This window comes from Demequina sp., assembly GCA_024707205.1.
Taxonomy (GTDB): Bacteria; Actinomycetota; Actinomycetes; order Actinomycetales; family Demequinaceae; genus Demequina.
The window spans coordinates 766866-791571 of the sequence record JANQAD010000001.1 but is presented as its reverse complement, the minus strand read 5'-3'; the positions used below and the strand labels follow the sequence as shown (position 1 = coordinate 791571).

Annotated in this window: 25 protein-coding genes, 1 tRNA gene and 2 pseudogenes; 23 read left to right on the top strand and 5 right to left on the bottom strand. The window is 68.9% G+C overall.

The features are described from left to right. Positions 1–54 precede the first annotated feature (54 nt). From NVV57_04015 to NVV57_04005, 3 genes are all read left to right on the top strand, one after another. On the top strand, positions 55–225 hold the full coding sequence (locus NVV57_04015; protein MCR6711898.1) for a hypothetical protein: 171 nt from the start codon (positions 55–57) through the stop codon (positions 223–225). Positions 226–320: 95 nt separating this feature from the next. Beyond that, positions 321–1526, top strand: a complete 1206-nt coding sequence (locus NVV57_04010) for a methyltransferase (protein MCR6711897.1) — start codon at positions 321–323, stop codon at positions 1524–1526. A gap of 55 nt (positions 1527–1581) precedes the next feature. Next, positions 1582–2172 carry a hypothetical protein gene (locus NVV57_04005; protein MCR6711896.1) on the top strand — a complete coding sequence of 197 codons (591 nt, stop codon included), beginning with the start codon at positions 1582–1584 and terminating at the stop codon, positions 2170–2172. A gap of 7 nt (positions 2173–2179) precedes the next feature. Here NVV57_04005 and NVV57_04000 read toward each other — a convergent pair whose 3' ends face one another. Further along, on the bottom strand, positions 2180–2992 hold the full coding sequence (locus tag NVV57_04000; protein ID MCR6711895.1) for an inositol monophosphatase: 813 nt from the start codon (positions 2990–2992) through the stop codon (positions 2180–2182). A gap of 83 nt (positions 2993–3075) precedes the next feature. On the opposite strand from NVV57_04000, the pseudogene topA reads away from it, so the two are divergent. From topA to NVV57_03935, 13 genes and pseudogenes are all read left to right on the top strand, one after another. After that, a pseudogene (gene topA, locus NVV57_03995) lies at positions 3076–5735 on the top strand (type I DNA topoisomerase). Positions 5736–5940: 205 nt separating this feature from the next. Next, a complete protein-coding gene (locus NVV57_03990) occupies positions 5941–6183 on the top strand; it encodes a hypothetical protein (GenBank protein ID MCR6711894.1) in 243 nt (80 codons plus the stop codon). Positions 6184–6213: 30 nt separating this feature from the next. After that, positions 6214–6741 (top strand): sigma-70 family RNA polymerase sigma factor, encoded by a 528-nt coding sequence (locus tag NVV57_03985; protein ID MCR6711893.1) that lies wholly within the window; start codon positions 6214–6216, stop codon positions 6739–6741. Beyond that, entirely contained in the window at positions 6738–7907 is a 1170-nt protein-coding gene (locus NVV57_03980; GenBank protein MCR6711892.1) for a hypothetical protein, read from the top strand. The genes NVV57_03985 and NVV57_03980 overlap by 4 nt, the downstream gene beginning before the upstream one ends. Next, positions 7840–7995: a hypothetical protein gene (locus tag NVV57_03975; protein ID MCR6711891.1), complete on the top strand. Its 156-nt coding sequence runs from the start codon at positions 7840–7842 to the stop codon at positions 7993–7995. Before NVV57_03980 ends, NVV57_03975 begins: the two co-directional genes overlap by 68 nt. Before the next feature lie 53 nt (positions 7996–8048). Then, positions 8049–8219 (top strand): hypothetical protein, encoded by a 171-nt coding sequence (locus tag NVV57_03970; protein ID MCR6711890.1) that lies wholly within the window; start codon positions 8049–8051, stop codon positions 8217–8219. 8 nt (positions 8220–8227) lie between these two features. Continuing rightward, positions 8228–8512, top strand: a complete 285-nt coding sequence (locus NVV57_03965) for a hypothetical protein (GenBank protein MCR6711889.1) — start codon at positions 8228–8230, stop codon at positions 8510–8512. Continuing rightward, positions 8512–9348: a hypothetical protein gene (locus NVV57_03960; GenBank protein ID MCR6711888.1), complete on the top strand. Its 837-nt coding sequence runs from the start codon at positions 8512–8514 to the stop codon at positions 9346–9348. The genes NVV57_03965 and NVV57_03960 overlap by 1 nt, the downstream gene beginning before the upstream one ends. A gap of 71 nt (positions 9349–9419) precedes the next feature. Beyond that, positions 9420–9968 carry a sigma-70 family RNA polymerase sigma factor gene (locus tag NVV57_03955; GenBank protein MCR6711887.1) on the top strand — a complete coding sequence of 183 codons (549 nt, stop codon included), beginning with the start codon at positions 9420–9422 and terminating at the stop codon, positions 9966–9968. After that, positions 9965–10870: a hypothetical protein gene (locus tag NVV57_03950; protein MCR6711886.1), complete on the top strand. Its 906-nt coding sequence runs from the start codon at positions 9965–9967 to the stop codon at positions 10868–10870. Before NVV57_03955 ends, NVV57_03950 begins: the two co-directional genes overlap by 4 nt. Next, positions 10867–11910, top strand: a complete 1044-nt coding sequence (locus NVV57_03945; GenBank protein ID MCR6711885.1) for a Gfo/Idh/MocA family oxidoreductase — start codon at positions 10867–10869, stop codon at positions 11908–11910. Before NVV57_03950 ends, NVV57_03945 begins: the two co-directional genes overlap by 4 nt. 183 nt (positions 11911–12093) lie before the next feature. Then, positions 12094–13011 carry an endonuclease domain-containing protein gene (locus NVV57_03940; GenBank protein ID MCR6711884.1) on the top strand — a complete coding sequence of 306 codons (918 nt, stop codon included), beginning with the start codon at positions 12094–12096 and terminating at the stop codon, positions 13009–13011. Between the two features lie 197 nt (positions 13012–13208). Further along, a complete protein-coding gene (locus NVV57_03935) occupies positions 13209–14219 on the top strand; it encodes a Gfo/Idh/MocA family oxidoreductase (GenBank protein ID MCR6711883.1) in 1011 nt (336 codons plus the stop codon). A gap of 71 nt (positions 14220–14290) precedes the next feature. Here NVV57_03935 and NVV57_03930 read toward each other — a convergent pair whose 3' ends face one another. Continuing rightward, positions 14291–15001 carry a hypothetical protein gene (locus NVV57_03930; protein MCR6711882.1) on the bottom strand — a complete coding sequence of 237 codons (711 nt, stop codon included), beginning with the start codon at positions 14999–15001 and terminating at the stop codon, positions 14291–14293. A gap of 90 nt (positions 15002–15091) precedes the next feature. On the opposite strand from NVV57_03930, the gene NVV57_03925 reads away from it, so the two are divergent. From NVV57_03925 to NVV57_03895, 7 genes and pseudogenes are all read left to right on the top strand, one after another. Further along, positions 15092–15877, top strand: a complete 786-nt coding sequence (locus NVV57_03925) for a L,D-transpeptidase (protein ID MCR6711881.1) — start codon at positions 15092–15094, stop codon at positions 15875–15877. A 29-nt stretch (positions 15878–15906) separates the two neighbouring features. Next, entirely contained in the window at positions 15907–16518 is a 612-nt protein-coding gene (gene tmk, locus NVV57_03920; GenBank protein MCR6711880.1) for a dTMP kinase, read from the top strand. Between the two features lie 11 nt (positions 16519–16529). After that, a pseudogene (locus NVV57_03915) lies at positions 16530–17659 on the top strand (DNA polymerase III subunit delta'). Positions 17660–17668: 9 nt separating this feature from the next. Beyond that, the gene (locus NVV57_03910) at positions 17669–18172 is read left to right on the top strand and encodes an alpha/beta hydrolase (protein MCR6711879.1); all 504 of its coding nucleotides are present in this window, start codon (positions 17669–17671) and stop codon (positions 18170–18172) included. Positions 18173–18233: 61 nt separating this feature from the next. Further along, positions 18234–19193: an alpha/beta hydrolase gene (locus tag NVV57_03905; GenBank protein ID MCR6711878.1), complete on the top strand. Its 960-nt coding sequence runs from the start codon at positions 18234–18236 to the stop codon at positions 19191–19193. Positions 19194–19235: 42 nt separating this feature from the next. Further along, positions 19236–19311: transfer RNA gene (locus NVV57_03900), tRNA-Thr, on the top strand. A gap of 119 nt (positions 19312–19430) precedes the next feature. After that, positions 19431–20108, top strand: a complete 678-nt coding sequence (locus tag NVV57_03895) for a hemerythrin domain-containing protein (GenBank protein ID MCR6711877.1) — start codon at positions 19431–19433, stop codon at positions 20106–20108. A gap of 7 nt (positions 20109–20115) precedes the next feature. Here NVV57_03895 and NVV57_03890 read toward each other — a convergent pair whose 3' ends face one another. The 3 genes from NVV57_03890 to NVV57_03880 form a co-directional block, all read right to left on the bottom strand. Further along, positions 20116–20853, bottom strand: a complete 738-nt coding sequence (locus NVV57_03890; protein MCR6711876.1) for a hypothetical protein — start codon at positions 20851–20853, stop codon at positions 20116–20118. Between the two features lie 11 nt (positions 20854–20864). Continuing rightward, on the bottom strand, positions 20865–21866 hold the full coding sequence (locus tag NVV57_03885; protein MCR6711875.1) for a beta-lactamase family protein: 1002 nt from the start codon (positions 21864–21866) through the stop codon (positions 20865–20867). A gap of 72 nt (positions 21867–21938) precedes the next feature. Next, positions 21939–24485 carry a hypothetical protein gene (locus NVV57_03880; protein ID MCR6711874.1) on the bottom strand — a complete coding sequence of 849 codons (2547 nt, stop codon included), beginning with the start codon at positions 24483–24485 and terminating at the stop codon, positions 21939–21941. Positions 24486–24706 lie beyond the last annotated feature (221 nt).

Genomic DNA, 24706 nt, shown 5'->3' with positions numbered 1-24706 from the left:
ACGGCGGTGCGGACTTCACCGCCCCGCGCCGCCGCGCCCCGCTAGCCTGACCGTGTGCCAACGCTCTCGGACCCCTCCGCTCTCAGGCGGGACCTCGCGCCGTGGACCAACGACGCGATCGCGGAGCTGGTCGGCGACCGCGCGGTGGCCGCGCTCGACCGTGAGCAGCTGGTCCCCGCGCGACTCGCGGCAAGGGCCGCGGGGGCGAGCCCGTTGCGCTCCTGACCAGGCTCTTCGCGCTCGGCGAGACCCTCACCGTCGCCCAAGTCGACCGCGCCCTGCCGACGCTGACAACGGAAGGCGCGGCAGCGTCGGGCCTGGTGGCCACCGCGGGGCTGAGCCCGCAAGACCAAGCAAGAGCGCTCGTTGACCTGCGCCCCTACGAGACGGAGGACCATCGCTGGTGGATCGCGAGCGACCTGGGCGAGGCGGTGACCGGCGAGGGGCTCATGGATGACCACGTGCTCGGTGTTGGGGGTGCGAGCCTCACCCTGGCCTCGGTCGCGATGCGCACCCCGGTGTCACGCGCGCTCGACCTCGGCACGGGCAGCGGCATCCAGGCGCTGCACGCGTCCACCCACGCGGCGCGCGTGACCGCCACCGATACCTCGGCCCGCGCCCTCGAGTTCGCGCGCTTCAACGCCGCCCTCGCTGGCGTGGACCTGGACCTGCGCCACGGATCCCTGCTGGAGCCGGTCGCGGGGGAGCGGTTTGACCTCATCGTCTCCAACCCGCCGTTCGTGATCACACCCCCGGGCGCGCCCAGCTTCGAGTATCGCGACGGCGGTCTGCCAGGGGATTCGCTCATGGGGACGCTCGTCCGCTCGCTCGGGGGCGCGCTCACGCCCGGCGGCGTGGCGCAGCTGCTGGGCAACTGGGAGATCCGCGGCGACTGGCGCGAGCGCTGGGAGGCGTGGCTGGACGGCACCGGCCTCGACGCGTGGGTGGTGCAGCGGGACGTGCTCGACGCCGCCCAATACGCGGAGACCTGGCTGCGCGACGCGGGCGTGGTCCCCGAGCGCGGCCGCGCCGCCTTCGACGACGCCTACGAGGCCTACCTCGCGGATTTCGATCGTCGCGGGGTGCGGGAGATCGGCTTTGGGATGGTGCTGCTTCGCCGCCCGGGCGGGGCCGGCTCGACGCTGCATCGCCTTGAGTCGCTGGAGGGCCCAGTCTCGGCTCCCCTTGGGCCCACGCTGGCCGCGACGCTCACGGCGCACGATCGCCTCGAGCGGCTGGGCGACGACGCGCTGCGAGACGAGCGCCTCACCGTAGCCGGCGACGTGACGCGAGAGGTCTACGGCCGGCCCCTCCTCGCCGATCCCGAGCACATCCTCATCCGCCAGGGCGGCGGCTTTGGGCGCGCGGTGCGCGCCGACACCGCCCTCGCTGGCTTCGTGAGCGCGTGTGATGGTGAACTGACGGTGGGCCAGATCCTCGGCGCCCTCGAGGCGCTGGGCGTGGATCACGCCCAGGACCTGATCCCGGCCATCCGCGAACTGGTGGAGACGGGTTTTCTGGCCTGAAGCGTCGGGCCCAAGGTCCGGGGAAATCGCCGCGAACGGCCCTTACGGTCTATGGGTGACCACAACTGCCCTGTCCCCGGGCGCGCTCTCGCGCGCCGAGCAGCTCTCCATTGGCGCGTTCGAACTCGCCGACTCCCACGCCTGGCCCGGTCGCCTGGCCGCCGCCGTGACCCTCGCGGTCCCCGGCGCGGAGGGCAGGTTCGCGTGGGATGAGCTGAGCTGGGTGCTCGCCGACCGGCGCGGCCTCGTGGACGCCGTGGTGTTCCAGGGCGCCGAGCCCACCGCGAACGTCGGCCTCGCGGCGGCGATGGCACGCGTGCGCGAGTTCGGCTACGGGGTGGGGCTGCGTACCGCCGGAGCCAACCCGCACGCGCTCGCCGAGGTGCTGCCGCTCCTGGACTGGGTGAGCATCGAGATCGCGTGCGCCGGTTGCGCCAGCGCGCGCTCCTCGCTCGAGCTGATCATGCGCTCCGGCGTGGACTACGAAGTCACCCTCACGGTGGACCCGGCAACGCACTCGCGCGAGGACGTCTTCGCGGTGGTGCGCGAAGTGATCCGCTCTGGCGCTCACGCGCCCGTGCTGTGCGGCCGCGCGATGTATGAGGTCATCAACGTCGCCGACCTGCCGGATCTAGAGCGCCGCTAGCACCAGCTCAGAGCGCGGGCAGCACCGCCTGCGAGATCCGCTCCCACACGCTCGGGTGCGCCGTCAGCAGCCCGGGCTTGCCGTCGCCGGGAAGGTACTCGTCGCCGTTGGGGCGCCGCGAGTCGAGGCCGGCCTCGCGCACCAGCAGTGAACCGGGCGCGTGGTCCCACGGCAGCGTTCGCGTGAACAGCACGTAGTCCTTGAGCCCCTCGACGACGTCCAGGTAGTCCCAGCCCGCGCAGAAGCGGATGTCGCGGACGGGGCCAAGCGTCGCGGCCGCCGCGTACACGCCCTCGACGTCGCGCACGAACGCCCGCGCTCCCAGCGCACCGCGCAGTGCCGACGGCTCGGGCGGCTCGGGCGCGGCGACTCGCGCGCCGTCGATGAAAGTCCCAATTCCAAGCGCCCCATGCATCTCGCGGTCCACGGCCGGGTAGGTGATCCATGCGCCCTGCGTGCGGCCGCCCTCGATCAGCGCGACCATGCACGCGAAGTCCTCCTGCCCGTGGACGAAGTTGCGCGTGCCGTCAACGGGGTCCACGACCCAGCAGGCCTCGGTTGCCGAGACCAGCTCGAGCAGCTCCGGCGAAGCCGCCGTCGCCTCCTCCCCAACCACCGGGATGTCCAGCAGCGAAGCGAGCGATGCGGTGAGCCTGCGCTCGGCCAGCACGTCAGCGTCGGTCACCAAGTCCCAGGGCCCGGCCTTGGTCCGCACATCATCGGACGAGAGAGATCGCCAGCGTGGCATGACCTCCGCATCGGTGGCCTCTCGCATGGCGGCGAGCACAGCGTCGGACAGTGCTTGGGTGACCAGGGGCATGCCCCCATGTTCCCACCCATGAGTTGCGGCGCTGGACCGCCTATGTATCCTGTGTGCGTTCCACCCCCACGAAAGCAGGCACCATGCCCCGCAAGCTCGTCATCGTCGAGTCGCCAACCAAGTCCCGCACCATCGGTGGCTATCTTGGCGACGACTACGACGTCGTCTCGAGTGTTGGCCACATCCGTGACCTGCCGCAGCCGAGCGAGCTGCCCGCGGGCAAGCGTGAGGGCTCCGTCGGCAAGTTCGCGGTGGATGTGGAGAACGGATTCGCTCCTTATTACGTGGTGTCGCCGGAGAAGAAGAAGGTTGTCGCGGACATCAAGTCGCGGCTCAAGGACGCGAGCGAGGTCTACCTCGCAACCGATGAGGACCGCGAGGAGAGGCCATCGCGTGGCACCTGCTCGAGGTGCTCCAGCCCAAGGTGCCCGTCAAGCGCCTCGCGTTCCACGAGATCACGCGCGAGGGGATTGCCCGGGCCCTGGAACAGCCCCGCGAGCTCGACATGGAGCTGGTGGAGGCCCAGGAGGCCCGCCGCATCCTCGACCGCCTCTACGGCTATGAGGTCTCGCCGGTGCTGTGGCGCAAGATCCAGCAGGGTCTGAGCGCCGGCCGCGTGCAGTCCATCGCGCTGCGGCTGGTGGTGGACCGCGAGCGGGAGCGCATGGCGTTCCAGTCGGCGGAGTACTGGGATCTCACCGCTTCGTTCGCCGCCACGCAGGGGCCCGACGCTGGGCGCGGCTTCACCGCCCGCCTCACCTCGGTCGATGGTCGCCGGGTGGCGATTGGCAAGGACTTCGACGACCGCGGCGTGCTCAAGAACGACAAGGTCTTCCACGTCACCGCTTCCACGGCGGGCTCGCTGGCCGCGGGACTGGCGGGGTCCGACTTCTCCGTGGTGGGTGTGGAGTCCAAGCCGTACAAGCGCAGGCCCGCCGCTCCGTTCATCACGTCCACGCTGATCCAGGAGGCGTCGCGCAAGTTGCGCCTCGGCGCCCGCGACGCGATGCGCGTTGCGCAGGGACTCTACGAGCGCGGATTCATCACCTATATGAGAACCGACTCGCCCACGCTTTCCGGCGAGGCCATCCGCGCCGCACGCTCGCAGGCGGCGGAGCTCTACGGGTCCGACTCGGTGTCCGCGACGGCCCGCGTCTACGCCTCCTCCGACTCCAATGCGCAGGAGGCGCACGAGGCGATCCGCCCCGCCGGCGACCGCTTCCGCACGCCGGACTCCGTTCGCGCGGAGCTGCGCGGCGACGAGTTCCGCATGTACGAGCTCATCTGGAAGCGCACGGTCGCGTCGCAGATGAACGACGCCATTGGGACCACGTCCACGGTGCGCCTGGGCGCCGTGTCGTCGGCCGGGCACGCGGTCGAGTTCTCCGCGTCCGGCACCATCATCACGTCGCCGGGCTTCCTGGCCGCGTACGAGGAGTCGCGCGAGGAATCCCGGTACGAATCCGAGAAGAAGACGCACGTCACCGAAGCCGAGGAACGCCTACCGCAGCTTTCCGAGGGCCAGGCCGTGACAGCGTCGGGCCTGGAGCCGGTGAGCCACGCGACCACGCCGCCGCCGCGCTTCACGCAGGGCTCGATGATCAAGGAGCTCGAGGACCGCAAGTTCGGGCGGCCCTCGACCTACGCGGCCACGGTGGACCTGATCGTGGCGCGCGGGTACGTGCGGATCGACAAGCAGGCGCTCATCCCCACGTGGATCGGGTTCGCGATCGTTGGGCTCATGGAGCAGCACTTCGGTTGGCTCATCGACTACGACTTCACGGCGGACATGGAGGAGGACCTCGACCGCATCGCGCGGGGTGAGGCGGACTCCACCGAGTGGCTGTCGAAGTTCTACTTCGGGTCCGGTGCGGGCGACGCGGAGGGGCGCGAGGAAGGGCTGAAGCACCTGGTAGATGACCTGGGCGAGATCGACGCTCGCGCCATCAACACTTTTCCCGTCGGTGACGGGATCTCGCTGCGCGTGGGCCGGTACGGGCCGTACATCGAGCGCGAGGTGGACGGCGAGACGCAGCGCGCGTCAGTGCCGGAGGACGTGGCGCCGGACGAGCTGACCGTGGCCAAGGCGGAGGAGCTGTTCGCCTCGCAGGGCGGCGACGAGCGCTCCCTTGGGGACCACCCCGTGACGGGGCTGCCGGTGGTGGCGAAGGCCGGGCGCTTTGGGCCGTACGTGACCGAGGTGCTGCCCGAGGACTCGAAGGCCAAGCCGCGCACGGCGTCGCTTTTCAAGTCGATGATGCTGGACTCGGTGACGCTCGAGGACGCGGTCAAGCTCATGTCGCTCCCGCGCGTGGTTGGCGTCTCGCCGGACGGCGAGGAGATCACCGCGCAGAACGGGCGGTACGGGCCGTACCTGAAGAAGGGCACGGACTCGCGCACGCTGGCGAGCGAGGACCAGCTTCTCGACATCACCCTTGACGAGGCCCTCGCGATCTACGCGGAGCCCAAGCGCGGCCGCGGCCGCACGGCGGCGCCGCCGCTCGCGGAGTTTGGGGTGGACCCGGTCTCGGAGAAGCCGATCGTCGCGAAGTCGGGTCGCTTCGGCGACTACATCACGGACGGCGTCACGAATGTGACGATCCCACGTGGCGACACGGTGGAGTCCCTCACGCCCGAGCGGGCGGTGGAGCTGCTCGCCGAGAAGCGCGCGAAGGGCCCGGCCAAGAAGCCCGCGGCACGCCGCGCCCCGGCCAAGCGGAAGCCTGCGGCCAAGAAGAAGTAGAACCCCCGCGCGTCACGCTGCGCGTAGTCGCAGTGCGCAGCACCCGCCGTCGCCCCGCGCAGGACCTGCGGTCATCCTGCGCGCAGTCGCAGGACCCACCCGTGTTCAGCTATTTTCGGAATTCCAAAAATGCGGAGACGCGGGTGTGGCTTCGGCACGTCATCCGGCTCGCATCACGACGCGCCATGGGACTACCGTCGGGATCATGAGGTGGCTGTGGTGGTCGGTGATCGCGCTTAGCGTGCTCGCCCTCGCAGCCGCGTGGGGGTTCTGGGGCGGTTGGTGTGTGGACGGTGAGACCTTCTCGCAATGCGGAGCGGAGCCCATGGTGACGTGGGAGGGGGCGGTGCTGATCTCGATTCTCGCCGTGGGCGCGATCATCGTCTCCGCCACGAAACTCCGCCGCATCAGCCATCCAGACCGCCTCCCCACCTGGACCGCCCACTGAGCGTTATCCCTGCATAGAGGGGAGGGACGCGTGATATCGCAGCCGGACGTTATCGCCCAGCTGTATCGGCATTCCCTGCCGCGCCTCGGCGCGTACGCGTTCCTCCTCACGGGCAGTCACGCGGAGGCGGAGGAACTGGTGCAGGCAGCGATCGTCAAGGTGTGCGCTCGGCCGCGCCGCCTCACCAACCTCCCCCAAGCGGAGGCGTACGTCCGCGCGGCCATCCGCACCATCCACATCGACGGCCTCAGAAAGCAGGCACGTTGGCACCGCGCGGCGCCCAGTCTGCCGCGGCCCGACGCTGTTGCCGGCCCCGCAGACGAGGTCGCCGAAGCGGACGCCGTGGCCACGGCGCTGGGCGCCCTCGCCCCGCGCGTGCGCGCGGTCATCGCGATGTACTACTGGGAGGACCTCCCAGTCGCGACCATCGCGGACGCGATGCGCATCGCCGAGGGCACGGTCAAGGGCTACCTGCAAGATGGGCGCCGGGCGCTCGCCCCGCTGCTCGGCGAGGACGACGAGGGCGAGCGCAGCGCCGTCACGGAGGTCGTGACATGAGCGGGCTGAGGGAGAACCTTGAAGAGTGGGCCCAGTCGCACGGCGCCCAGGTGGCGTCGGCCGTCGCGGACCAGGAGCCGACCACCCGCGAACGCATCCGCTCGCGCAGGCGCAACCGCGCCGTCGCCACGGCGGCCACTGCCGTAGTCGCCGTGGTGGGGGTGGTGGCCATAGCGTCGGCCCTTCCGGGCGTGGGCCAGGCGCCGCCGGCGCAGGAGCTCTCGCGACACCTGAGCGAGCTCGTGTGCGGAGAGCCGTGGGTGGTGGAGTCGGGAACTACGGAGTACATCTCGGACGCGGGCTATTACTTTGACGAACCGCAGGGCGACTGGGTGCTCACCGATAGCAGCGGGAACACCCACGCGAATTTCGCGGGGTACTCGGCGGGCCAGGCCGCGGTGTCATGGCAGGGCAATATCGGGCTGCGCGGCCACACCATCGTGCGCGCGCGCACGGTTGCGGTGAAGCTCGGCACCATCGTTGGCGTCACCGAAGAGCAGTACGCGCCGCTGAGTGAGGGCGGCGGCGCGAACCTCCACGTGAACGCGCCGCGACCGGGGGCGTGCGGGGACAACTCGCCCGGGAACTCGTCTGGAAAGGTGACATATCACCTGGTGCTGCAGTTCTCGCGAGTGGGAGACGGCGGCGGGCCGGTAGCGACGATCGTGGATCCCGGCGGTCCGCTCACGGTGACTGTGGACGACGTCGAGGAGTACGTCAAGGCGCAGGCGGCGCCACCCGCGGACCCCCACGGACCCACGGGCGATGTGTTCCAGGCGTTCTTGGTGCCGCGGCCAACCGAGGCGAGTTGCCGCCCGTATCAGGACCTCATGGGGGCGGGCCTGCCCAACGGCCGTTCGATGACGTACACGGCGAGTTTCCCCGGCCTGCGGCCTCTCGGCGGGCTGCTCGAGGAGGGCAACCTGGTCATCGACGCAGATTCGCCGCAGACCAGGCGGTGGTACGCGGACCACGACGCCTGGCTCGTCGTCGCCAGCGGCGGGCCAAAGATCGCGGAGCCGCTGGGGTGGAACGCAGACGCAACGCAGCTCGCGTGGTCCGACGACGCACCCCCCTCCGGACGCTCAACTGGACTGCGTGATCACGTTCGAGTATTCGCCGCCCAAGGGCGCGGTATACCTCGTCATCGACGGCATCGACCTTGACGCGGTCAACGCCGCCTACCCCGATGTCAGCATCGACTTCGACGCGGCCGCGATGCAGACCTGGGTGTACCTGGGAATCGCGAGCTAGCCTGAACCGAGAACGTCGCCCATTCCGTTCTCAGGTGGTGGAGGGCTTCTGTCATGGCTGACGACCCGATAGGCAGGCTGCTCGACGCGGCCGCGGGTCGCCTCGCGGCCTACGGCTTCCTGCTGACCGGCTCGCAACAGGCCGGCGACAGGCTCGTCGAGGACGGATCGTGCGCGTGTTCTCCCGGCGCCGAGCGCCCGGCCCCGCCGCGGAGCACCTGGTAAAGGAGGCCATGCGCGTCGCGAACGTGACTCGTCACGCAGCACAGCAACACGAGCCCGGCCCGCCGGACAGGATCGGCGATGCGCTCGCGCCGCTCACTCCGCGAGAGCGCACCGTGACGGTGCTGCGCCACCATGATCGCCTCACGATCCCGCAGATCGCGACCACCTTGGGGATCCCCGAGGCGTCCGTGGAACGCGCGCTCGCGGACGCCTTGGCGCGGCTCACCGCCACGCTCGGCCCCATCGATCCGGTCATGGACCCGGTGCCGATTCTCACAAGGAGAGCGTCCTAGTGGACCTCGGCAGCGAGTTGAAGGCGTACGCGGAGCGCGGCTCGGCGGGCGCCCACGACCGCCTGGCCAACTCCGCCCTCAGGGAGAGCCTGCGGGCGCGCGTGAGGCGAGGGAAGCGTCGGGCAAACGTCGCCGCTGCGGCGGGCGTGACAGCCGCGATCGCGTTTGGCGCGGCGGTAGTGGCGACGCCCCACGACGCCCGACTGAGCCCCGACCCCTCGCCGAGTGGGCAGGCGGAGGTGAGCGAGCGTCGGCCCTTGCCACACCTGGACACGACCGGCTACCTGGTGACGCCAGGCGGCGCCTTCGTCACCCAGGAGGCCGTCGCGTGCCAGCAGATCCCGGACGTCCCGGTGGCCATGGACGCGATCCCGTATCCGGGCTCGATGCCGCCGCTGCCAACGTGGATCGAGGCCGCGCGCATCTACGGCCTCTCGGACGGCCTCCCTCCCAACTACCCCATCCCCCTGTACAGCCGCGACGGCGCGATGTTCTATCAGCTGGCCGTGTCCGAGATCATGCGCGAGTACCCGGCGAGCGTGCGGGTCACGCTCGCGCTCATCGCGGACGACGGCTCGTGGTGGGGCTTCACCGCCCGCTACGGGGTCGTGGACGACATGCCGCTCGACGACCCCGGGCTGTTCCTGACCCTCACGCCGGACCCGTTCTGCCAGGGCGGCCCGCGCGCGGTGGACCGCTCGGAGATCCCCGCGGGCACCTACGACGCGCGCGTGATGGTCGCCCGGCCCAGCGGCGAGACCGTCGTGAGCGAGTTCGGGGACGTGCGGATCGTCTCGGGCCTGCCGTCGTGGCCGTTCATTCCCGTGACCCATTAGCGGCACTACCCTGAATTGCCGCACAACGATCCGCGCCCTTCAAGCGTTTTGGTGGCAATCGAGGGAGAGTCATGGCCGACTTGGACGAGGTGCTCGCGGGGCTCACCCGCACCGCGGGCGCGCGCCTCGCCGCGTACGGCTTCATCCTCACCGGCTCCCAAAGCGACGCGGAGGAGCTGGTGCAGGAGGCGATCGTCAAGACGTTCGTCCGCCGCCCTCGCCTGAGCGATCCCGCCGCCGCCGAGCAGTACGTGCGTCTGGCGATGAAGACCCTGGTAATCGACCGTTCCCGCAAGGCCCGACGCTGGCGAGAGAAGGCGCCGACCCTCGCCCAGGTGCCCGCTCCCGTTGAGCACGTGACCGCGATCTCGCAGCGCGTTGCCGTGGAGAAGGCGCTCCTGTCGCTGACCCCCCAGCAGCGGATCGCGGTGGCGCTGCGCTACTGGGACGACATGACGGTGCCGGAGGTCGCGGCCGCGATGCACCTCAACCAAGGCACGGTGAAGCGCTACCTCTTCGACGCGGCCGCCGTGCTGCGACCGTTGCTTGGCGATCACGTGGAGCCCGCCGATGACGACGCGATCCGCATCGTCAACGGCGGCAAGGGGAGGCGGCGATGAGCGACATGATCGATCGCCTGGACGCGCTCGCTGGCGAGGTCGGCGCCGACGCCGCCGACCGGCTGTCCTCCGCCGTCGTAGCCGCCCGGCTCGCGGGCGAGGTGCGGGGAGAGGTGAGGAAGCGTCGGGCCATCACGGCCGGGCTGTCGCTGGTGATTGCGGCGATGGCGGCCACGGCCGCGGTGGTTCTTCCGAACCTGATGCGCAGCGAGCCGCTCGAGCCCGCGAGCACCGTGCGCGTGCCCGTGGAGGCTCAGGACGGCCTCATCACCTACGACGACGGCTCCATGAAGGTGCTCAACCAGCACGGCCAGACGGTGAACATCCCAGCGCCCGCCGCGGACGGCCCCGTGTTCCGCGCGGCGTCCATCGCCGACGCGTGCGCGGTGGACGCGCGCACCCTCACCCAGGGCTGGACCACGCAGTTCGTCGACGCCTTCCAGGTCATGACCTTCGGCCGCCCGCTGCTGCACGACGCCACCGGCTATCACGTGCTCGCCCAGGGCCAGCGGGTCACGCTCGGCAGCGAGTGGCACGCGAGCGAGTTCGCGTTCAGCGTGGACGCGGACCCGGCGATCGCGCCGTATCTGGTGATGACGATGACCCACTACGTTCTGGCGCCCGACGGCCGGGTTGCGTATGTGGGTTCGCAGCTCGAGTCTCGGCCCGCCATTGACTACTCGGGAGACAAGGCGGCGGGGACGTACACGGCCACGCTCACGACGCGCGGGCTGCGCACGTTCGACGAGTGCGCCGGCGTCTCGACATCGATTGACCCGGCCGCGGCCTCGAGTCTTGTCCACTACATGACGGTGAGCGTCTTCCTCAATGACGGGCACGGCCACGTGGCCCCCATCGGCACTCACACCTCGTGGATCACCATGGCAAAGGAGGGCGCGTGACAGCAGTTGACGTGCGGCCAACGGGGCATCGCCTCGCGGACCCGATGGACGCGCCCTCGCTGCGCTGGGGAGTGATCGGCGCGGGCTGGATCGCGGACGTGTTCGCGCGATCTTTGCTTGGGCACACGCGGTCAACGGTGCAGGCGGTCGCGTCGAGGGACGCGCATCGCGGGCGCGTGTACGCGTCGCGGTTCGACGTCCCCACGGTGCGCTTTGGCGAGGGCGCCTACGAGAGGGTGTGCGAGGACCCGCTGGTGCAGGCGGTGTACATCGCCACGCCCCACGCTTTGCACGCGGAACACGCGCTCATGGCCATCGCCGCTGGCAAACACGTGCTGGTGGAGAAGGCGTTCACGAGCAACCTGCGGGAGGCGCTGACCGTGGTAGACGCGGCTCGCGATGCGGGCGTCTTCCTCATGGAGGCGATGTGGACGCGATTCCTGCCGCACATGGTGGAGGCGCGGCGGCTCGTGGCCGAGGGACTCCTCGGCGACATCGTGCACGTGAGCGCTGACTTCGGCGGTTCTCCCGCGTATGACCCGACGTCCCGGAACTTCGCGCCCGAGCTCGCCGGGGGAGCGCTCCTCGACCTTGGCGTGTACCCGGTGAACCTCATCCACGACTTCCTCGGGGCGCCCACGTCCATGCGCGCCCTCGGCGCGCTCGCGCCCACCGGCGTGGATCTGAGGGAGACGATCGTGCTCAACTATCCCGAGCGTCGGGCAATGGGAACGGCGCTGTCATCCTTTGCCGCCGACACGGCGCGGCTCGCGACGATCTCGGGCACGGACGGGCGCATCGACTTTGGCCACGACTACTTTGGGCCGGCCGGGTTCACGCTGACGCGCGCAGGGCGGCGCGAACTCGTGTTCTCGCAGGCCACGGAGTTGGGGTGGCAGTTCCAGGTGGCCGAGGTCGCTCGCGGCGTGCGGTCCGGGGCGACCGAGTCCCAGGTGATGCCGCACTCCGCGACGCTCGAGGTGATGGCGGTGCTGGACGAGGCGCGGGCGCAGCTCGGAGTGGTGTACCCGGGGGAGTAGGCCCGCCGCGCCGCGCCCGCGCCCGCTCCGCGCCCGCTCCGCGCCCGCGCCAGACGTCTGAACCACTCAGAGGACTTACCTGCACTGGGGAAACGAGATCTCCGGGATGAGTGGTTCAGAGGTACCTGGCGAGTTATCCACAGGCCCGCACCATGGTCGCCGATCGTCGCACATCATGGGCGCGTGGATCCCACGAACGCACTCAGACTCCTAGGCGGAGCAGGTCGCCGCAACGAGCTGCTCGACTGCGGTGTTCCCCTTTGGGAGCTGATCGCGGCGGTCGAAGGCGGAGGGGTGAGGCGGCCGGTCCGAGGCACATATGCCTTGCCCGGCACTCATTATCCGAGAGTCGCGGCCGCCGCACTCAGGGGTCGGGTGGCCTGCCTGAGCGCCTGCGACGCCTGGGGTCTCCTGCTACTTCGACGCCCGGTAGTCCCGCACATCCTCGTGCCCCTCAACCGGCATATCAAGGACGAGCGACTAGCGAAGCTCCGGTTACCGGGCGTGCATCGCTCGGATGACCCCGATGAGCGGCGGCTACTCGAGCCGATTGACGAGGCAATCGACCACGTCGGGTGGTGCACTTCTCCCCTTGAGCAGTTGGTCATCATCGACAGCGCGCTGCATAGGCGCAGGATTGATCCGGTGTTCCCCCCGGTGCTCACGAAAGGCCCTGGCGACCGCAGAGAGTGGCTACTTCGACTGGCGACTGGGCTTTGCGCCTCCGTCTCCGAGACCGTTGCTCACGCAACACTCACCGCAGCGGGATTCGCGCCGCGCATTCAGGTGGAGCGAGAACATGTCGGCCGCGTAGACATCGAGGTCGGCGAGCGTCACGTGATCGAAGTAGACAGTTGGAAGTATCACGGTACGCGAGCGGCGTTTGTCGAAGACCGACGCCGTGATCGAGAGATCGTCGCCGCCGGCGACTTCCCAGTGCGATTCCCGTACGCGGACGTAGTGGACGACCCTCTCCAGTTCGGCCTCGAGGTGGCGCGCATCACCGGCATGCGAATCAGCCCGCTCTTTCAGCGCCGCGTTGCGTGGATGCTGGCGCGGCCGGTTGGGCACCTCAACGTGCGCAGGCCGGGTGCCCGCTAGCGTCCAGCCGCATATTCACGCGGCCAAGAACGGCGCTGCCTGACCCGCGCTGGTCTTCCTCTGAACCACTCAGGCCCACTTCTTGGCCTGCCCTGCGAGGAATAGGTCTACAAGTGGTTCAGAGGTGCGCGGGTGGGACCCGCCGGCCCGCGCTGGCACCCAGACCCAGGCGTCTGCCCGGGCATTACGCTGGACCCATGACTGCACCCCTTCCCCTAGACGCTCCCGCCATCCGCTGGGGAATCCTCGGCGCGGGAGGCATCGCTCACAAGCTCGCGCAGGCCGTCAACCAGCACACGGCCAGCACGGTCACCGCCGTCGCCTCCCGCACCCCCGGCAAGGCTCAGGCCTTCGCCGATGCGGAGGGCATCGCGCACGCCTTCACCGACTACGAAGCCCTGGTGAACTCCGGAGAGGTGGACGCCATCTACGTCGCGACCACCCACAACGACCACCACACCCCGGCGCTGCTCGCCATCAACGCCGGCATCCCCACCCTGGTAGAGAAGGCATTCACGCAGAACGCCGCCCAGGCCCGTCAGGTCCTCGACGCCGCACGCGCCAACAACACCTACGTCCAGGAAGCCATGTGGACGCGCTGGCTCCCGCACATCACGGCCGCTCGCGAAGCGATCACGCGCGGAGACATCGGCGACGTCGTGACGATCCAGGCCGACCACGGCCAGCCCATCGCCCACGTCGACCGCATGAAGCGCCCCGACCTCGCCGGCGGCGCCCTCCTCGACCTTGGCATCTACCCCATCAGTTTCGCTTTTGACATCCTTGGCAGGCCCGACGCTGTCACAGCAGTCGGCCAGCTCACCGAGGCGGGGGTGGACGGGCAGGTCAGCATGGTCTTCGACTACAAGGAGGGCGCGCGCGGCCCCGCCGCGCAGGCGTCACTCACCACCACGATGTGGGCCCGCACCGCGTGCCAGGCCGTCATCGCTGGTACGGAGGGCCGCATCGAGATCGCGGACACCTTCTACGCCCCCACCACCTGGCGCCTCATCCGCAAGGACGGCACCACATGGGACTTCGACGGCCGGGTCGAGAACGGCTTCCAGTACGAGGCGGCGGCCCTGGCCCGCGCGGTCGCGGAGGGCCGCACGGAACCCGAGGAGCTCCCCCACGCGGAGACCCTCGCGATCATGGAGACCTTGGACGCGATCAGGGCCCAGATAGGCGTGGTGTACCCGGGCGAGTGACTAAGGGCCGCGCCCCCGTCCTCTACGGACGCGGGCACGGCCCTTCGCGCGCTCGATGACGAGCGAAACCGTCAACCGGTGAAGGTGGGGTCTCCGGGAACCGGCTCGGCACCGTCGGCCTCGTCGGCGAAGCTGAACTGAGTCGCGCCGGCGAGCAGGCCAACGCCGGTGCCCTCCCAGTAGGCCTCGAACGAGGCGCCGTCGGCGACAACACCGCCGGTCTGGACGGTGGGCACCTCAACAAGGGCCATGTGGACGGACTGCGAGAATCCGCCGCGGCCGCCTCCTCCTGCGATGCCTTCCTGTTGCTCCTGCAGGAGCGAGAAGAGGCCGTCGGACTCGATGGTCGCCTCGGACGCGAACGTGGCGCCGTGGAGGTCGATTACGAGGGAGGCGATCTGAGCGCCGCAACCCTGGAACTCCTCGAATCCGGTGACGGTCACGGTGGAGAGGTCTGCGGCGATGTCTACCTGAGGTGAGACGCAGAAGTCCTCCTCGCCTTCGCCGTAGTACTGGTTGCTGGACGGCAGTTCCACCTCGTCGTTGACCACTGCGCCCGTGACCGAGTCCCCGAGCGCTTCGTCAGACGGAGCGTCGACCGCGTAGTTGAACTGGAAGTAGACGTCGGCGGTGACCGCATCGGGATCGGCGAGCTTGAGGCCGGTGAACACCGTGTGGTGGATGGCGCCTGTGGGCGCCTGGGCCGCGTTAGCGCTCGCGGGAATGGCCAAAGCCACCAGCACGCCAACGGACGCAACTGTGGCAAGGGACTTGAGCTTCATGTGTTTCCCCTCAATTGCCGATCGGGTCGCCGGCTACATTGAGATTAGCAGTGGTGAGCCCCGCCAAGCAGGTGTTGATACATTCTCTCCATGCGACTGCGCAGGCTGAGGGCCGCGGTCGGCGCCCTGGCGGTGCTGGCCGTGCTGAGCGCGTGCACCGGCACCACCCAGGACCCCACCCAGGCGACCACGCCCACCCCCCAAGCCACAGCGTCGGACATCCCGGGCATCACGGCGACCGCAACGCCCGACACGAGCGAGTACACGTCCACCATCGCCCACGTGAAGGGCGACAGCATCAAAGTGAGCGACACCCCTGGCGGCCCCACCACCAGCACCCTCAAGGCCGAGGATGTGCTGACGGTCCCGGACCAGACGCCCCTGGTATTGCTGGTGAAGCAGGTCACGGAGGAGGGCGTCGAGGTCTTCCTCCCGGTGCGCCCCAACGGCACCACGGGCTGGGTGAGCCCCAATGACGTGAACCTGTACTCCACGGACCTGCAGTTGGACGTCTATCACGCGGACCACACGCTCACGGTCTCGGAGGCGGGCCAGATCATCGCCACGTACCCCATCGCCACGGGCCAGGACGACATGCCTACCCCCGGCGGCACATACTTCATCCGCGAGCTCCTCGCGCCCCCGAATCCCAAGGGCGCGTACGGCCCGTACGCGTACGGCCTCAGCGGCTACAGCCCCGTGCTGGACAACTTCAACGGCGGCGACGCGGTGATCGGCATCCACGGCACCGACGACCCCAGCTCGATCGGCAAGGACATCTCGCACGGCTGCATCCGCATGAACAACGCCGATATCACTCAGCTCGTGGAGCTCTGGCAGCTGCCGCTTGGCACGCCTGTGTACATCCACGAGTAAGTGTCCGACGGCCCCGGTAGCCTTAGCCCATGAGCGGCACCTGGGTGGTTTTCGAGGGGGGCGACGGCGTGGGCAAGACCACGCAGCTCGAGGTCCTTGCGGAGGGGCTGAGCGTGCGGCACCCCCATGTCTTGACGACCAGGGAGCCCGGCGGCACCCAGCTTGGGCGTGACCTGCGGATGGCGCTCATGCACGGCGACCACGTGGCCCCGCGCGCGGAGGCGCTGCTGTATGCCGCCGACCGCGCCCACCACATCCACACCCTGGTGCGCCCCGCGCTCGAGCGCGGGGCGGTGGTGCTTCAGGACCGCTACCTGGACAGCTCGATCGTCTATCAGGGCGGCGCCCGCGGGCTTGGCGACGAGGTGGAGCGCATCTCGATGTGGGCCACGGAGGGGCTGCTCCCTGACCTGACCATCGTGTTGGACATGGCGCCGGCGGGAGACCGCATGGAGAGAGACCTTGACAGGGTGGAGCGCGAGACTGTGGAGCACGCGGCGCTCATCCGCGAGGGGTTCCTGGCGCTCGCGGCGCGAGCGCCAGAGCGCTACCTCGTTGTCGATGCCGCTCGTCCGGTGGCCGTGATCGCCGAGGAGGTAAGGGCCGCCGTGGAGCCGCTGCTGGAGGGGCAGCTGCAGTGACGGGCAACGGGGTGTGGGACGACGTCGTCGGCCAGGAGCGGGCGCTCACCTCGCTTCAGCAGGCGGTGAGCGACCCCACCGCGATGACTCACGCGTGGCTCATCACGGGACCGCCGGGCTCGGGCAGGTCTCACGCGGCCAGGGCCTTCGCCGCCGCACTCCAGTGCGAGCAGGGTGGCTGCGGCGAGTGCCAGGCGTGCCGCCAGGTGCGCGGCGGAACGCACCCGGACGTGAAGCGCGTGGCCACCGAGAAGGTCACGATCTCGATCGACGAGGTGCGCGAACTGATCGGCACCGCCCAGCAGGCGCCCAGCCAGGGGCGGTGGCGCGTCATCATCATCGAGGATGCCGATCGCATGACGGAGCGCACCTCGAACGTGCTGTTGAAGTCCATCGAGGAGCCGCCGCCGCGCACAGTGTGGCTGCTCTGCGCCCCGTCCTCGCAAGACGTGGCGGTCACGATTCGCAGCCGCTGCCGCATCGTCTCGCTCGTGACCCCGACCGCGGACGCCGTGGCGGAGCTGCTCGTGGAGCGCGACGGCATCCTCCCTGACATTGCTATCGATGCCGCCCGCGCGGCGCAGAGCCACATCGGGATCGCTCGGCGGCTCGCCAGGGATGCAGGGGCCCGACGCCGTCGAGACCAGGTGCTCGCCATCGCCACCGAGATCAGGGGAGTTGGCGACGCGATCCTCGCCGCCGCGGACCTCGTCGCCGTTGCGGACGAGGACGCGAAGGCCGTCTCGGATGAGCGCGATGGGGCCGAGAAGGTGCAGCTCATGGAGGCGCTCGGCGCCGACGAGTCCGGCCGCCTGCCCCCGCACTCCGCGCCCAGGTGAGGCAACTGGAGGACGACCAGAAGCGTCGGGCAACAAGGATGAAGCGGGACGTGCTTGACCGGGCGATCCTGGATCTCATGAGCCTGTACCGGGACGTCGCCGCGGTGCAGGTGGGCGCGAGCGTGCACCTGGTCAACGAGTCGCACCGGGGGCACATCGAGGCGCTCGCGGAGCGCACCACGCTCGAGGACACTGTCACGTGCCTCGACGCGCTGGGCACGGCGCGCACCCGGCTCGCGGGAAACGTGGCGCCGCTGCTCGCGATGGAGGCGATGACGCTCGCGCTGCGCCCGGTCAATTAGCCTTGCCCCATGACAAAGCCACGGGTCGTACTGTCCTTGGCCGCAGCGTCGGCCCTTGCCTTGCTGGTGCTGACGGCGTGCACGCCGGAGAAGGTGGAGGTGACGCCGAGCGTGACGCCCACGGCGGCGCCCACGACCGGCGGCTTTGACCCGTACGCGCAGACGCTGAGCTGGAGCAAGTGCGCGAGCCTCGAGTGCGCGGACGTGCAGGTGCCGCTGGACTGGGGCAACCCGGGCGGCGAACAGATCACGCTCAAGATCAACAAGGTCGCGGCCACGGGCGACAAGAAGGGCTCGCTGTTGATCAACCCGGGCGGGCCGGGCGGCTCGGGGCTGGACTTCACCGATTACTTCAGCCAGAGCGCGGGCGACGACCTGCTCGCGGCGTACGACATCATCGGATTCGACCCGCGCGGGGTGGGCACGTCGACGCCCGTTGACTGCGGCGACGCGGACACCGTTAACGCGTTCATCGTCGAGGACTACCCCCCTCGAGACGGAGGCCGACGTTGAGGCCGCCAACCAGCGAAACCTCGCCTTTGCGCAGGGTTGCGAGAAGGCCACAGGCGCGCTCGTGGAGAACGTGGACACGTCTTCGGCGGCGCGGGACATGGATGTGATCCGGGCGCTCGTCGGCGACGAAAAGCTCAACTACCTGGGCTTTTCCTACGGAACGCAGCTCGGTGCCACGTACGCGCAGCTGTACCCGGACCACGTTGGCCAGATGGCGCTCGACGGCGCGGTGGACTTCCTGCTCCCCGAGGACGACCAGGCCGCGGGCCAGGCCGCCGGCTTCGAGGGCGCGCTCACGAGCTTCGTGAAGTGGTGCGCGGGAGAGAAGGACTGCCCGCTCTCCAAGGACGCAGACGCCGCGAAGAAGCAGATCCACGACATCGCGTACAACGCGATCGCGCACCCCGTCTCCACCGGCGAGGGCCGTGAGGTCAACGGCAACCTCATGACGTACGGCATCGTGGTGACGCTGTACGACGAGGGCTCGTGGACCTACCTGGAGCAGGCGCTCGACGAGGTCATGAATGACCACACGGCGTGGTTCATGTTCCAGCTCGCGAACTTCTACCTTGACCGCAGCACGGACACGGGGGAGTACCTCACGAACTCGACGGTGGTGTTCTCGGTCATCAGCTGCCTCGACGCGGCGGAGGAGCCCTCGTGGGACCTCGCCCGCGTGGACCAGTTCCGGGCCAAGATGGAGGAGGCCTCGCCCACGTTCGGGTGGTGGTTCGCGGCCTCGACCGGGTGCAGCGACTGGCCGTTCCACTCGCGCGAGCCCGTGACCTCGCTGGACAAGGCGGCCTCGGTTTCGCCGATTCTTGTGGTCGGCACCACCAATGACCCCGCCACGCCCTACCAGTGGGCCAAGAACCTCACCGCCGAGCTGGGCAACGCCACGCTCCTCACCTACGAGGGTGAGGGCCACACCGCGTACGGCCGGTCCAACCAGTGCATCATCGACGCTGTTGACGGGTGGCTCGTTGACGGGAAGATGCCTGATTCGGGAACTGTCTGCTGACCCGGTACACTTTTTCTTCGGTTCGCCCTTAGGGCGCACCGCGCCGCCTTAGCTCAGTCGGCAGAGCGATTCACTCGTAATGAATAGGTCAAGGGTTCGATTCCCTTAGGCGGCTCCAACGGCCCGGTCCCTGTCAGCAGGGGCCGGGCTTCTTGATGCCCGACGCTGTGGTTGAGGGGGCTGTGCGAGTAACGTGCCATTCAGCACAGCACGCACGTCCCGGCGAATGGAGCTCCCATGTCGACGCCCACCGAGCAGACCGGCCCCGCGCCCACGTGCAACACGTCGGACATGGTGCTGATCCACAAGGTCTTCCGCCAGGGTTTCCGAGACGCCCCTGGCCTGGTGCGCGGCGTCGCCGACGGCGACCGCAAGCGCGTGGACGTCGTCGCCCCGCACGTGCTGAAACTCGCCGCGAGCCTTCACTCCCACCACCACGGCGAGGACCTGCTGCTGTGGGACACCCTGGAGCAGCGGGCGCCGGCGTGTGCCCTTCACGTGGGTCAGATGCGAGCGCAGCACGCCGCCGTTGGCGCACTGCTGGACCAGGTGGAGGCGGCAATCCCCGTGTGGGCCGCGACGGCAGGGGCCGATGATCGCGACAAGGTGGCGAGCCTGCTGGACCAGATCTTGGCGACCCTCGAGGAGCACCTGGGCAACGAGGAGAGGCTCATCCTGCCCGTGGCCGCCACGTCGTTCACGCAGGCCGAGTGGGACAAGCTGGGCGAGCACGGCCGCGCGAGCATCCCCAAGAACGAGCAGTTCATCCAGCTGGGCTTCATCGTGGACGTGCTCGGACCTGAGGAGGGCCAGCGCTTCATCCGTGAATTCCTGCCCGGGCCGGTGCGGCTGCTGTGGGCCGCGGTTGGGAAGCGCCAGTTCACCAACTACAAGCGCCGCGTCTACGCGGAGTAAGTGCTCGTCACGGCGAGGTGAGCTTCACGCCGCGCGTCCCGTCCATGAGCGTCCGGTCTCCGAGGGGTGTGGCAAGCTTCACCGTGAACGGCGTCGCTGGATTGCTGGGGCAGGTCTGCGAGCCGCCGCGTGACTTCACCCCGATCGTCACAGTCACCGTGTCGTCAGTCTCATCGAGCGAGACCAGCTTCACCCGGCCGTCGGCATTCTGGCCCGAATTGCACCCGCTCTCCGTCACGAGGAGGTTGAGTTCCGTGGTGTCGCTGCTGGGCATGTGCGCCGGATCGAGGCCGACCGTGGGCACGGTGAGCCCGCCAAGGTCGATCGTGAGCGGGCAGACACTGTTGGACGTCACGTACCAGGCGTCCGGGTCGGTATTGGTGCCGTGCAGGCGCGAGATCTCGATGATCTCGTGATCGGATCCTGGGAGGCCAACGCCTGCGGCCTCTCCCTCCGCCAACGGCCGGATGATCAGCAGACTCTCGTCTTCTTGACCCGCGAGCACCCACCCCGCGTTGGGGTCCAGGGGCAACGGGGTGCCGTCGTCCCATTGCGCCTTGGCGAGCATGGTCGCGGCGTCGCCCGTGAGGTCCTCAACCGGTGTGCGCGCGGCGAGCACGTCCGCGTCGATCGTGTGCTGGAGGCACAAGTAGTGCGAGGCGTCATTGAAGCTCGGCGAAGCGGATGCGCATCCCGCGAGGATCAGCGCGCCCGTCGCCGCAATGAGGGATCCAAGCACCCGCACAACAACGCCCCCTACTCGAACAGCCCGTCGAGCGCCTTGGCCACGTCCCACGCCATGTCCCACGTGTTGCCGTAGACGGTCGCCGTCAGCCCGGACTCCGGGTCCCGCGTCGACCGGAACGAGACCCCCACATCGCAGCCCTCCATGATCAGCGCCGGCCCGGTCCCGTGCAGCCACATCCCCATCCCGTACCGCATGCCCTCGGCAACGGATCCCGGTCGCGGCGTGGTCATCATCTCGAGCGACTCCGCCGACACGAGCGCGCCCCCAAGCAGCGCATCCCAGAACCGCCCCACATCCGCCGCCGAGGACACCGCACACCCATCCCCGGAGCCGATGAGCGGCAGGTGCAGCACATTGGAGCGCAGCCCTTCGCGCTCCACGTAGCCCACCGCCACGTCGGCGGGCAGCGAGTCGCTGCGCAGCATGCCGGTCTCGACGAGCCCGGCCGGCGTCACCACCTCAGACTCCACCAACTCCGCATAGGACAGACCAGACGCCCGCTCCGCCACCAGCGCCGCGACCACGAACCCGCCGTTGTTGTAGACAAACGTCGAACCGGGTGGGGTCACCTGCGGGTGTCCCTCGAGATCTGGCAGGAAGTCCTCGGTGGTCACGTACTCGTGCACGGGCCGCGTCAGCACGTACGCGTCTGGTTCCAGCTCCTCCTCATCGAGGTAGTCGCCTATGCCCGACGTGTGGGTCAGGAGATGCTCGAGCGTCACCTCGGGCGCGATAAGGGAAAGGTCTTCGCCCAGCCACGCGCGCACGGGTACCGAAAGCGACAAGACCCCGCGCTCCACGAGGCGAAGCACGATGATCGCGGTGAATGTCTTGGACCCGGAGGCCACCCCAAACCGCGTGGCCTCCGTGAAGGGCAACGAGTACGCGCGGTTCGCCAGGCCCGAGCACAGCGAGAATTCGCGCCCATGCGCCCCGTCTACGACCGCCACGCCGGCAAAGCCGTCGGCGACGTTGGCGACGGCCTCAGCCACAGCGTCGGGCAGGCCCATGTCACCACCCTACTAAGGAAAACGGCCCTCCCCCGGCTGAGACGGGGGAGGGCCGCGGCGCTCGCAGGTGGACTATCCCGCGTATTGCGCCTCCGCTTCGACCGCGCTAGCGGGCGGAGCGTCCAGCTCGTTGTGGACCTCGGTGGGGGGACCGGCCACGCAGAGCTCGGTTGGCGGCGGGTACTCGAGCGACACGGTCATCGTGGGGTTGACCTCCACGAGAACGGTGACTCCGTCCCTAGTCCAGCCGTAGTTGTCGGTGCCAACTGACACCCATTCGCCATCCTGGAGTTCCCAACCGGGCCAGCCGGTGGCGGTGTAGGTCCCGTCGCCGTTGTCGGTGGCCGTGGCGCCGGGCCACAGGAACCGTCCGCTGCCGATCGGCACCACCTTGGTAAAGGTCTCGGTGGTTCCGGTGGCATAGAAGGTGAACGTGGCGTTGCCCGTGGTGTTCGTGCTGACGCCGTAGGGGTCGTTCAACTTGATCTCGTAGTCGATCCACGGCACGTCGGACTCGCAGATCGAGGAGACGAGGGTTCCCTCAAGCGTGGGAGGCGTCCCACACTTCGCGCCGTTCTCGGTCTTGAAGAACTGCAGGCCCTCCGGGATCACGGGCTGGTTGCCGACGATGTTGGGGCACACGTCAGGGGTGCAGTCGTCGCCGCTTCCAGTCCACGGCGTGGCGCCCTCGGGCACCTCGCCGCCGGCCGGAACCGAGACCAGGTGACCCGTCGCGTCCGGCGACGTGTACACGCAGTAGTCGGTGGGCGGCGTGCACTCGTTGCCGTTCACCCACAGCGGTGCGCCCTCGGGAGGCGTGGTGCCGGCCGGGACAGACACCTCGTTGGCCGTGCCGTCCGTGTAGACGCAGTAGCTGGTGGGTGGCGTGCACTCGTTGCCGTTCACCCACAGCGGTGCGCCCTCGGGAGGCGTGGTGCCTGCGGGCACGGAGACCTCGTTAGCGGAGCCGTCCGTGTAGACGCAGTAGCTGGTGGGCGGCGTGCACTCGTTGCCGTTCACCCACAGCGGTGCGCCCTCAGGTGGCGTGGTGCCAGCGGGGACGGACACCTCGTGAGCCGAGCCGTCGGAGTAGACGCAGTAGCTGGTGGGCGGCGTGCACTCGTTGCCGTTCACCCACAGCGGTGCGCCCTGAGGCGGGTTGGTCCCAGCGGGGACGGACACCTCGTGAGCCGAGCCATCCGTGTACACGCAGTAGCTGGTGGGCGGCGTGCACTCGTTGCCGTTCACCCAGCGGATGTCGGTGTCCTTGAGCTCGGACAGCAGGATCGTCTTCTGCTTGGCCTTGCCGTCCTTGTAGACACAGATGTCAACCTTGGGCGGCTCGCAGGAGTTGCCGACCTTGTACAGCTTGTACGCGGTACCCCAGCCGCCGCTGATCAGGTCCTCCGGCGGGTTGCTGGGTCCGGTGAGGTGACCGCCGGCAATGAGGTCCGTGGTGGTCTGGCTGTCGTAGTAGATGTCCACCTGGTAGCAGCCGTAGCCGATCGCGTCGAGGTCATCGTCGAGCGCCGCGAGGTTGGGCTCGGTCTGCTTCTCGCTCGTCACATAGGTCTGCGGCCACGAGGGGGTCGTGGATCCGTTCCATGACGGCATGGCCCACGCGACGATCACGTAGCAGGGCTTGTCGCTCAGCTTGACCTTGTACTTCAGCGTGCCGTTGGAGCCGTCCTTCCAGCCGCTCGGCGTGTTGCCCCAGACGTAGCCGTCCGCGAGCGTGGCCACCACGTAGTCGCCCACGCGGGTGTAGGTGACGCCCGTGGTGCTGGCGAACGTGACGGTGTCGTTGTCCACGCCGCACTTGTCCACGATGGTGGGGTCCGCGGGGACAACCTTGATGCTGCACGGCGTGGTGTCGAAGTCCGGCAGCTTGTACTTGAGCTTGGAGCCGTCCACGGCCCAGCCGGAGGGAGTGGCACCCCACACGTACGAGCTGCTCTTGAGGCTCGCGTAGACGTAGCCGCCAGACTTGGAGTACTTGATAGCGCTCGTGTCAGAGGGCAGCGTCACCGTGTCGTCGTCGGTGCCGCACTTGTCCACGATGGTGGGGTTCACGGGAGTGACGCTGGTAGTGGCGGGCGCGCAACCCTTGAAGCCCTCAGCGCGAGTGTCCGACTTGACCACAACGTCGTCCGTACGGGCCTTCGTCCACGTGGTGTAGACGTACTCCCACGGACCGTTGCCCGTGAAGTTGGGAACGTTGACGGTCCACGACATGCCCGCGTCAGGCGACAGCGTGGTGGTGCGCGTGTTCCAGTCGCTGAACGAGCCGTGGTTCCAGCCGTTCTTGAACGCGGCGCCGGTGACGCCGGTCGACGTCTCCACCTTGCCGACCTTGCCGCTAGGCACGTTGGCGGTGTTGAGGGTGTAGGTCAGGTCCACAGTGCCATCAGGCAGACACTTGGCGGTCACGGTCAGGTCTTGCGTGTGCGCGGCGGCAGCGGTGCCGACCACGGTGGTCACGCCGATCGCCATCAGCAGGGCGCTCACGGCGGCGAGCACCTTGCTGCGCACCGTGAATCCGCCCTGAGCTCTGGTGTGGTGGGGCGTGAAGATAGAGCGCGCAACGGTCGTTGCGTTTGTGAAGAATTTCCTCAGCATGATGTCCTCCCAGCCGGGGCCTTGAGCACGTTGTCCTAGCGCGCTCGTTCCACCCGGCTGAGGCCATCCAATGACCGGCGGAGGGCAGCGTCAACGCGGTCGACAGAGCGGCGATACGCCGATTGACCTATGTATACGGGTGTGAAGGATGTGACAGAAGAAAATGGAAAGTGGGCGGCGTGTCGCTACAACCTTTTCCGTTTTGTCGGTATTTACCAGGC

Bases quoted from the DNA above. Each gene is read 5' to 3' on its own strand.
- NVV57_04000 (MCR6711895.1), bottom strand. From the start codon at position 2,992: ATGCCCCTGGTCACCCAAGCACTGTCCGACGCTGTGCTCGCCGCCATG.
- NVV57_03990 (MCR6711894.1), top strand. From the start codon at position 5,941: ATGAGGTGGCTGTGGTGGTCGGTGATCGCGCTTAGCGTGCTCGCCCTC.
- NVV57_03980 (MCR6711892.1), top strand. From the start codon at position 6,738: ATGAGCGGGCTGAGGGAGAACCTTGAAGAGTGGGCCCAGTCGCACGGC.
- NVV57_03970 (MCR6711890.1), top strand. From the start codon at position 8,049: ATGGCTGACGACCCGATAGGCAGGCTGCTCGACGCGGCCGCGGGTCGC.
- NVV57_03965 (MCR6711889.1), top strand. From the start codon at position 8,228: ATGCGCGTCGCGAACGTGACTCGTCACGCAGCACAGCAACACGAGCCC.
- NVV57_03955 (MCR6711887.1), top strand. From the start codon at position 9,420: ATGGCCGACTTGGACGAGGTGCTCGCGGGGCTCACCCGCACCGCGGGC.
- NVV57_03950 (MCR6711886.1), top strand. From the start codon at position 9,965: ATGAGCGACATGATCGATCGCCTGGACGCGCTCGCTGGCGAGGTCGGC.
- NVV57_03935 (MCR6711883.1), top strand. From the start codon at position 13,209: ATGACTGCACCCCTTCCCCTAGACGCTCCCGCCATCCGCTGGGGAATC.
- NVV57_03930 (MCR6711882.1), bottom strand. From the start codon at position 15,001: ATGAAGCTCAAGTCCCTTGCCACAGTTGCGTCCGTTGGCGTGCTGGTG.
- NVV57_03925 (MCR6711881.1), top strand. From the start codon at position 15,092: ATGCGACTGCGCAGGCTGAGGGCCGCGGTCGGCGCCCTGGCGGTGCTG.
- tmk (MCR6711880.1), top strand. From the start codon at position 15,907: ATGAGCGGCACCTGGGTGGTTTTCGAGGGGGGCGACGGCGTGGGCAAG.
- NVV57_03910 (MCR6711879.1), top strand. From the start codon at position 17,669: ATGACAAAGCCACGGGTCGTACTGTCCTTGGCCGCAGCGTCGGCCCTT.
- NVV57_03895 (MCR6711877.1), top strand. From the start codon at position 19,431: ATGTCGACGCCCACCGAGCAGACCGGCCCCGCGCCCACGTGCAACACG.
- NVV57_03885 (MCR6711875.1), bottom strand. From the start codon at position 21,866: ATGGGCCTGCCCGACGCTGTGGCTGAGGCCGTCGCCAACGTCGCCGAC.
- NVV57_03880 (MCR6711874.1), bottom strand. From the start codon at position 24,485: ATGCTGAGGAAATTCTTCACAAACGCAACGACCGTTGCGCGCTCTATC.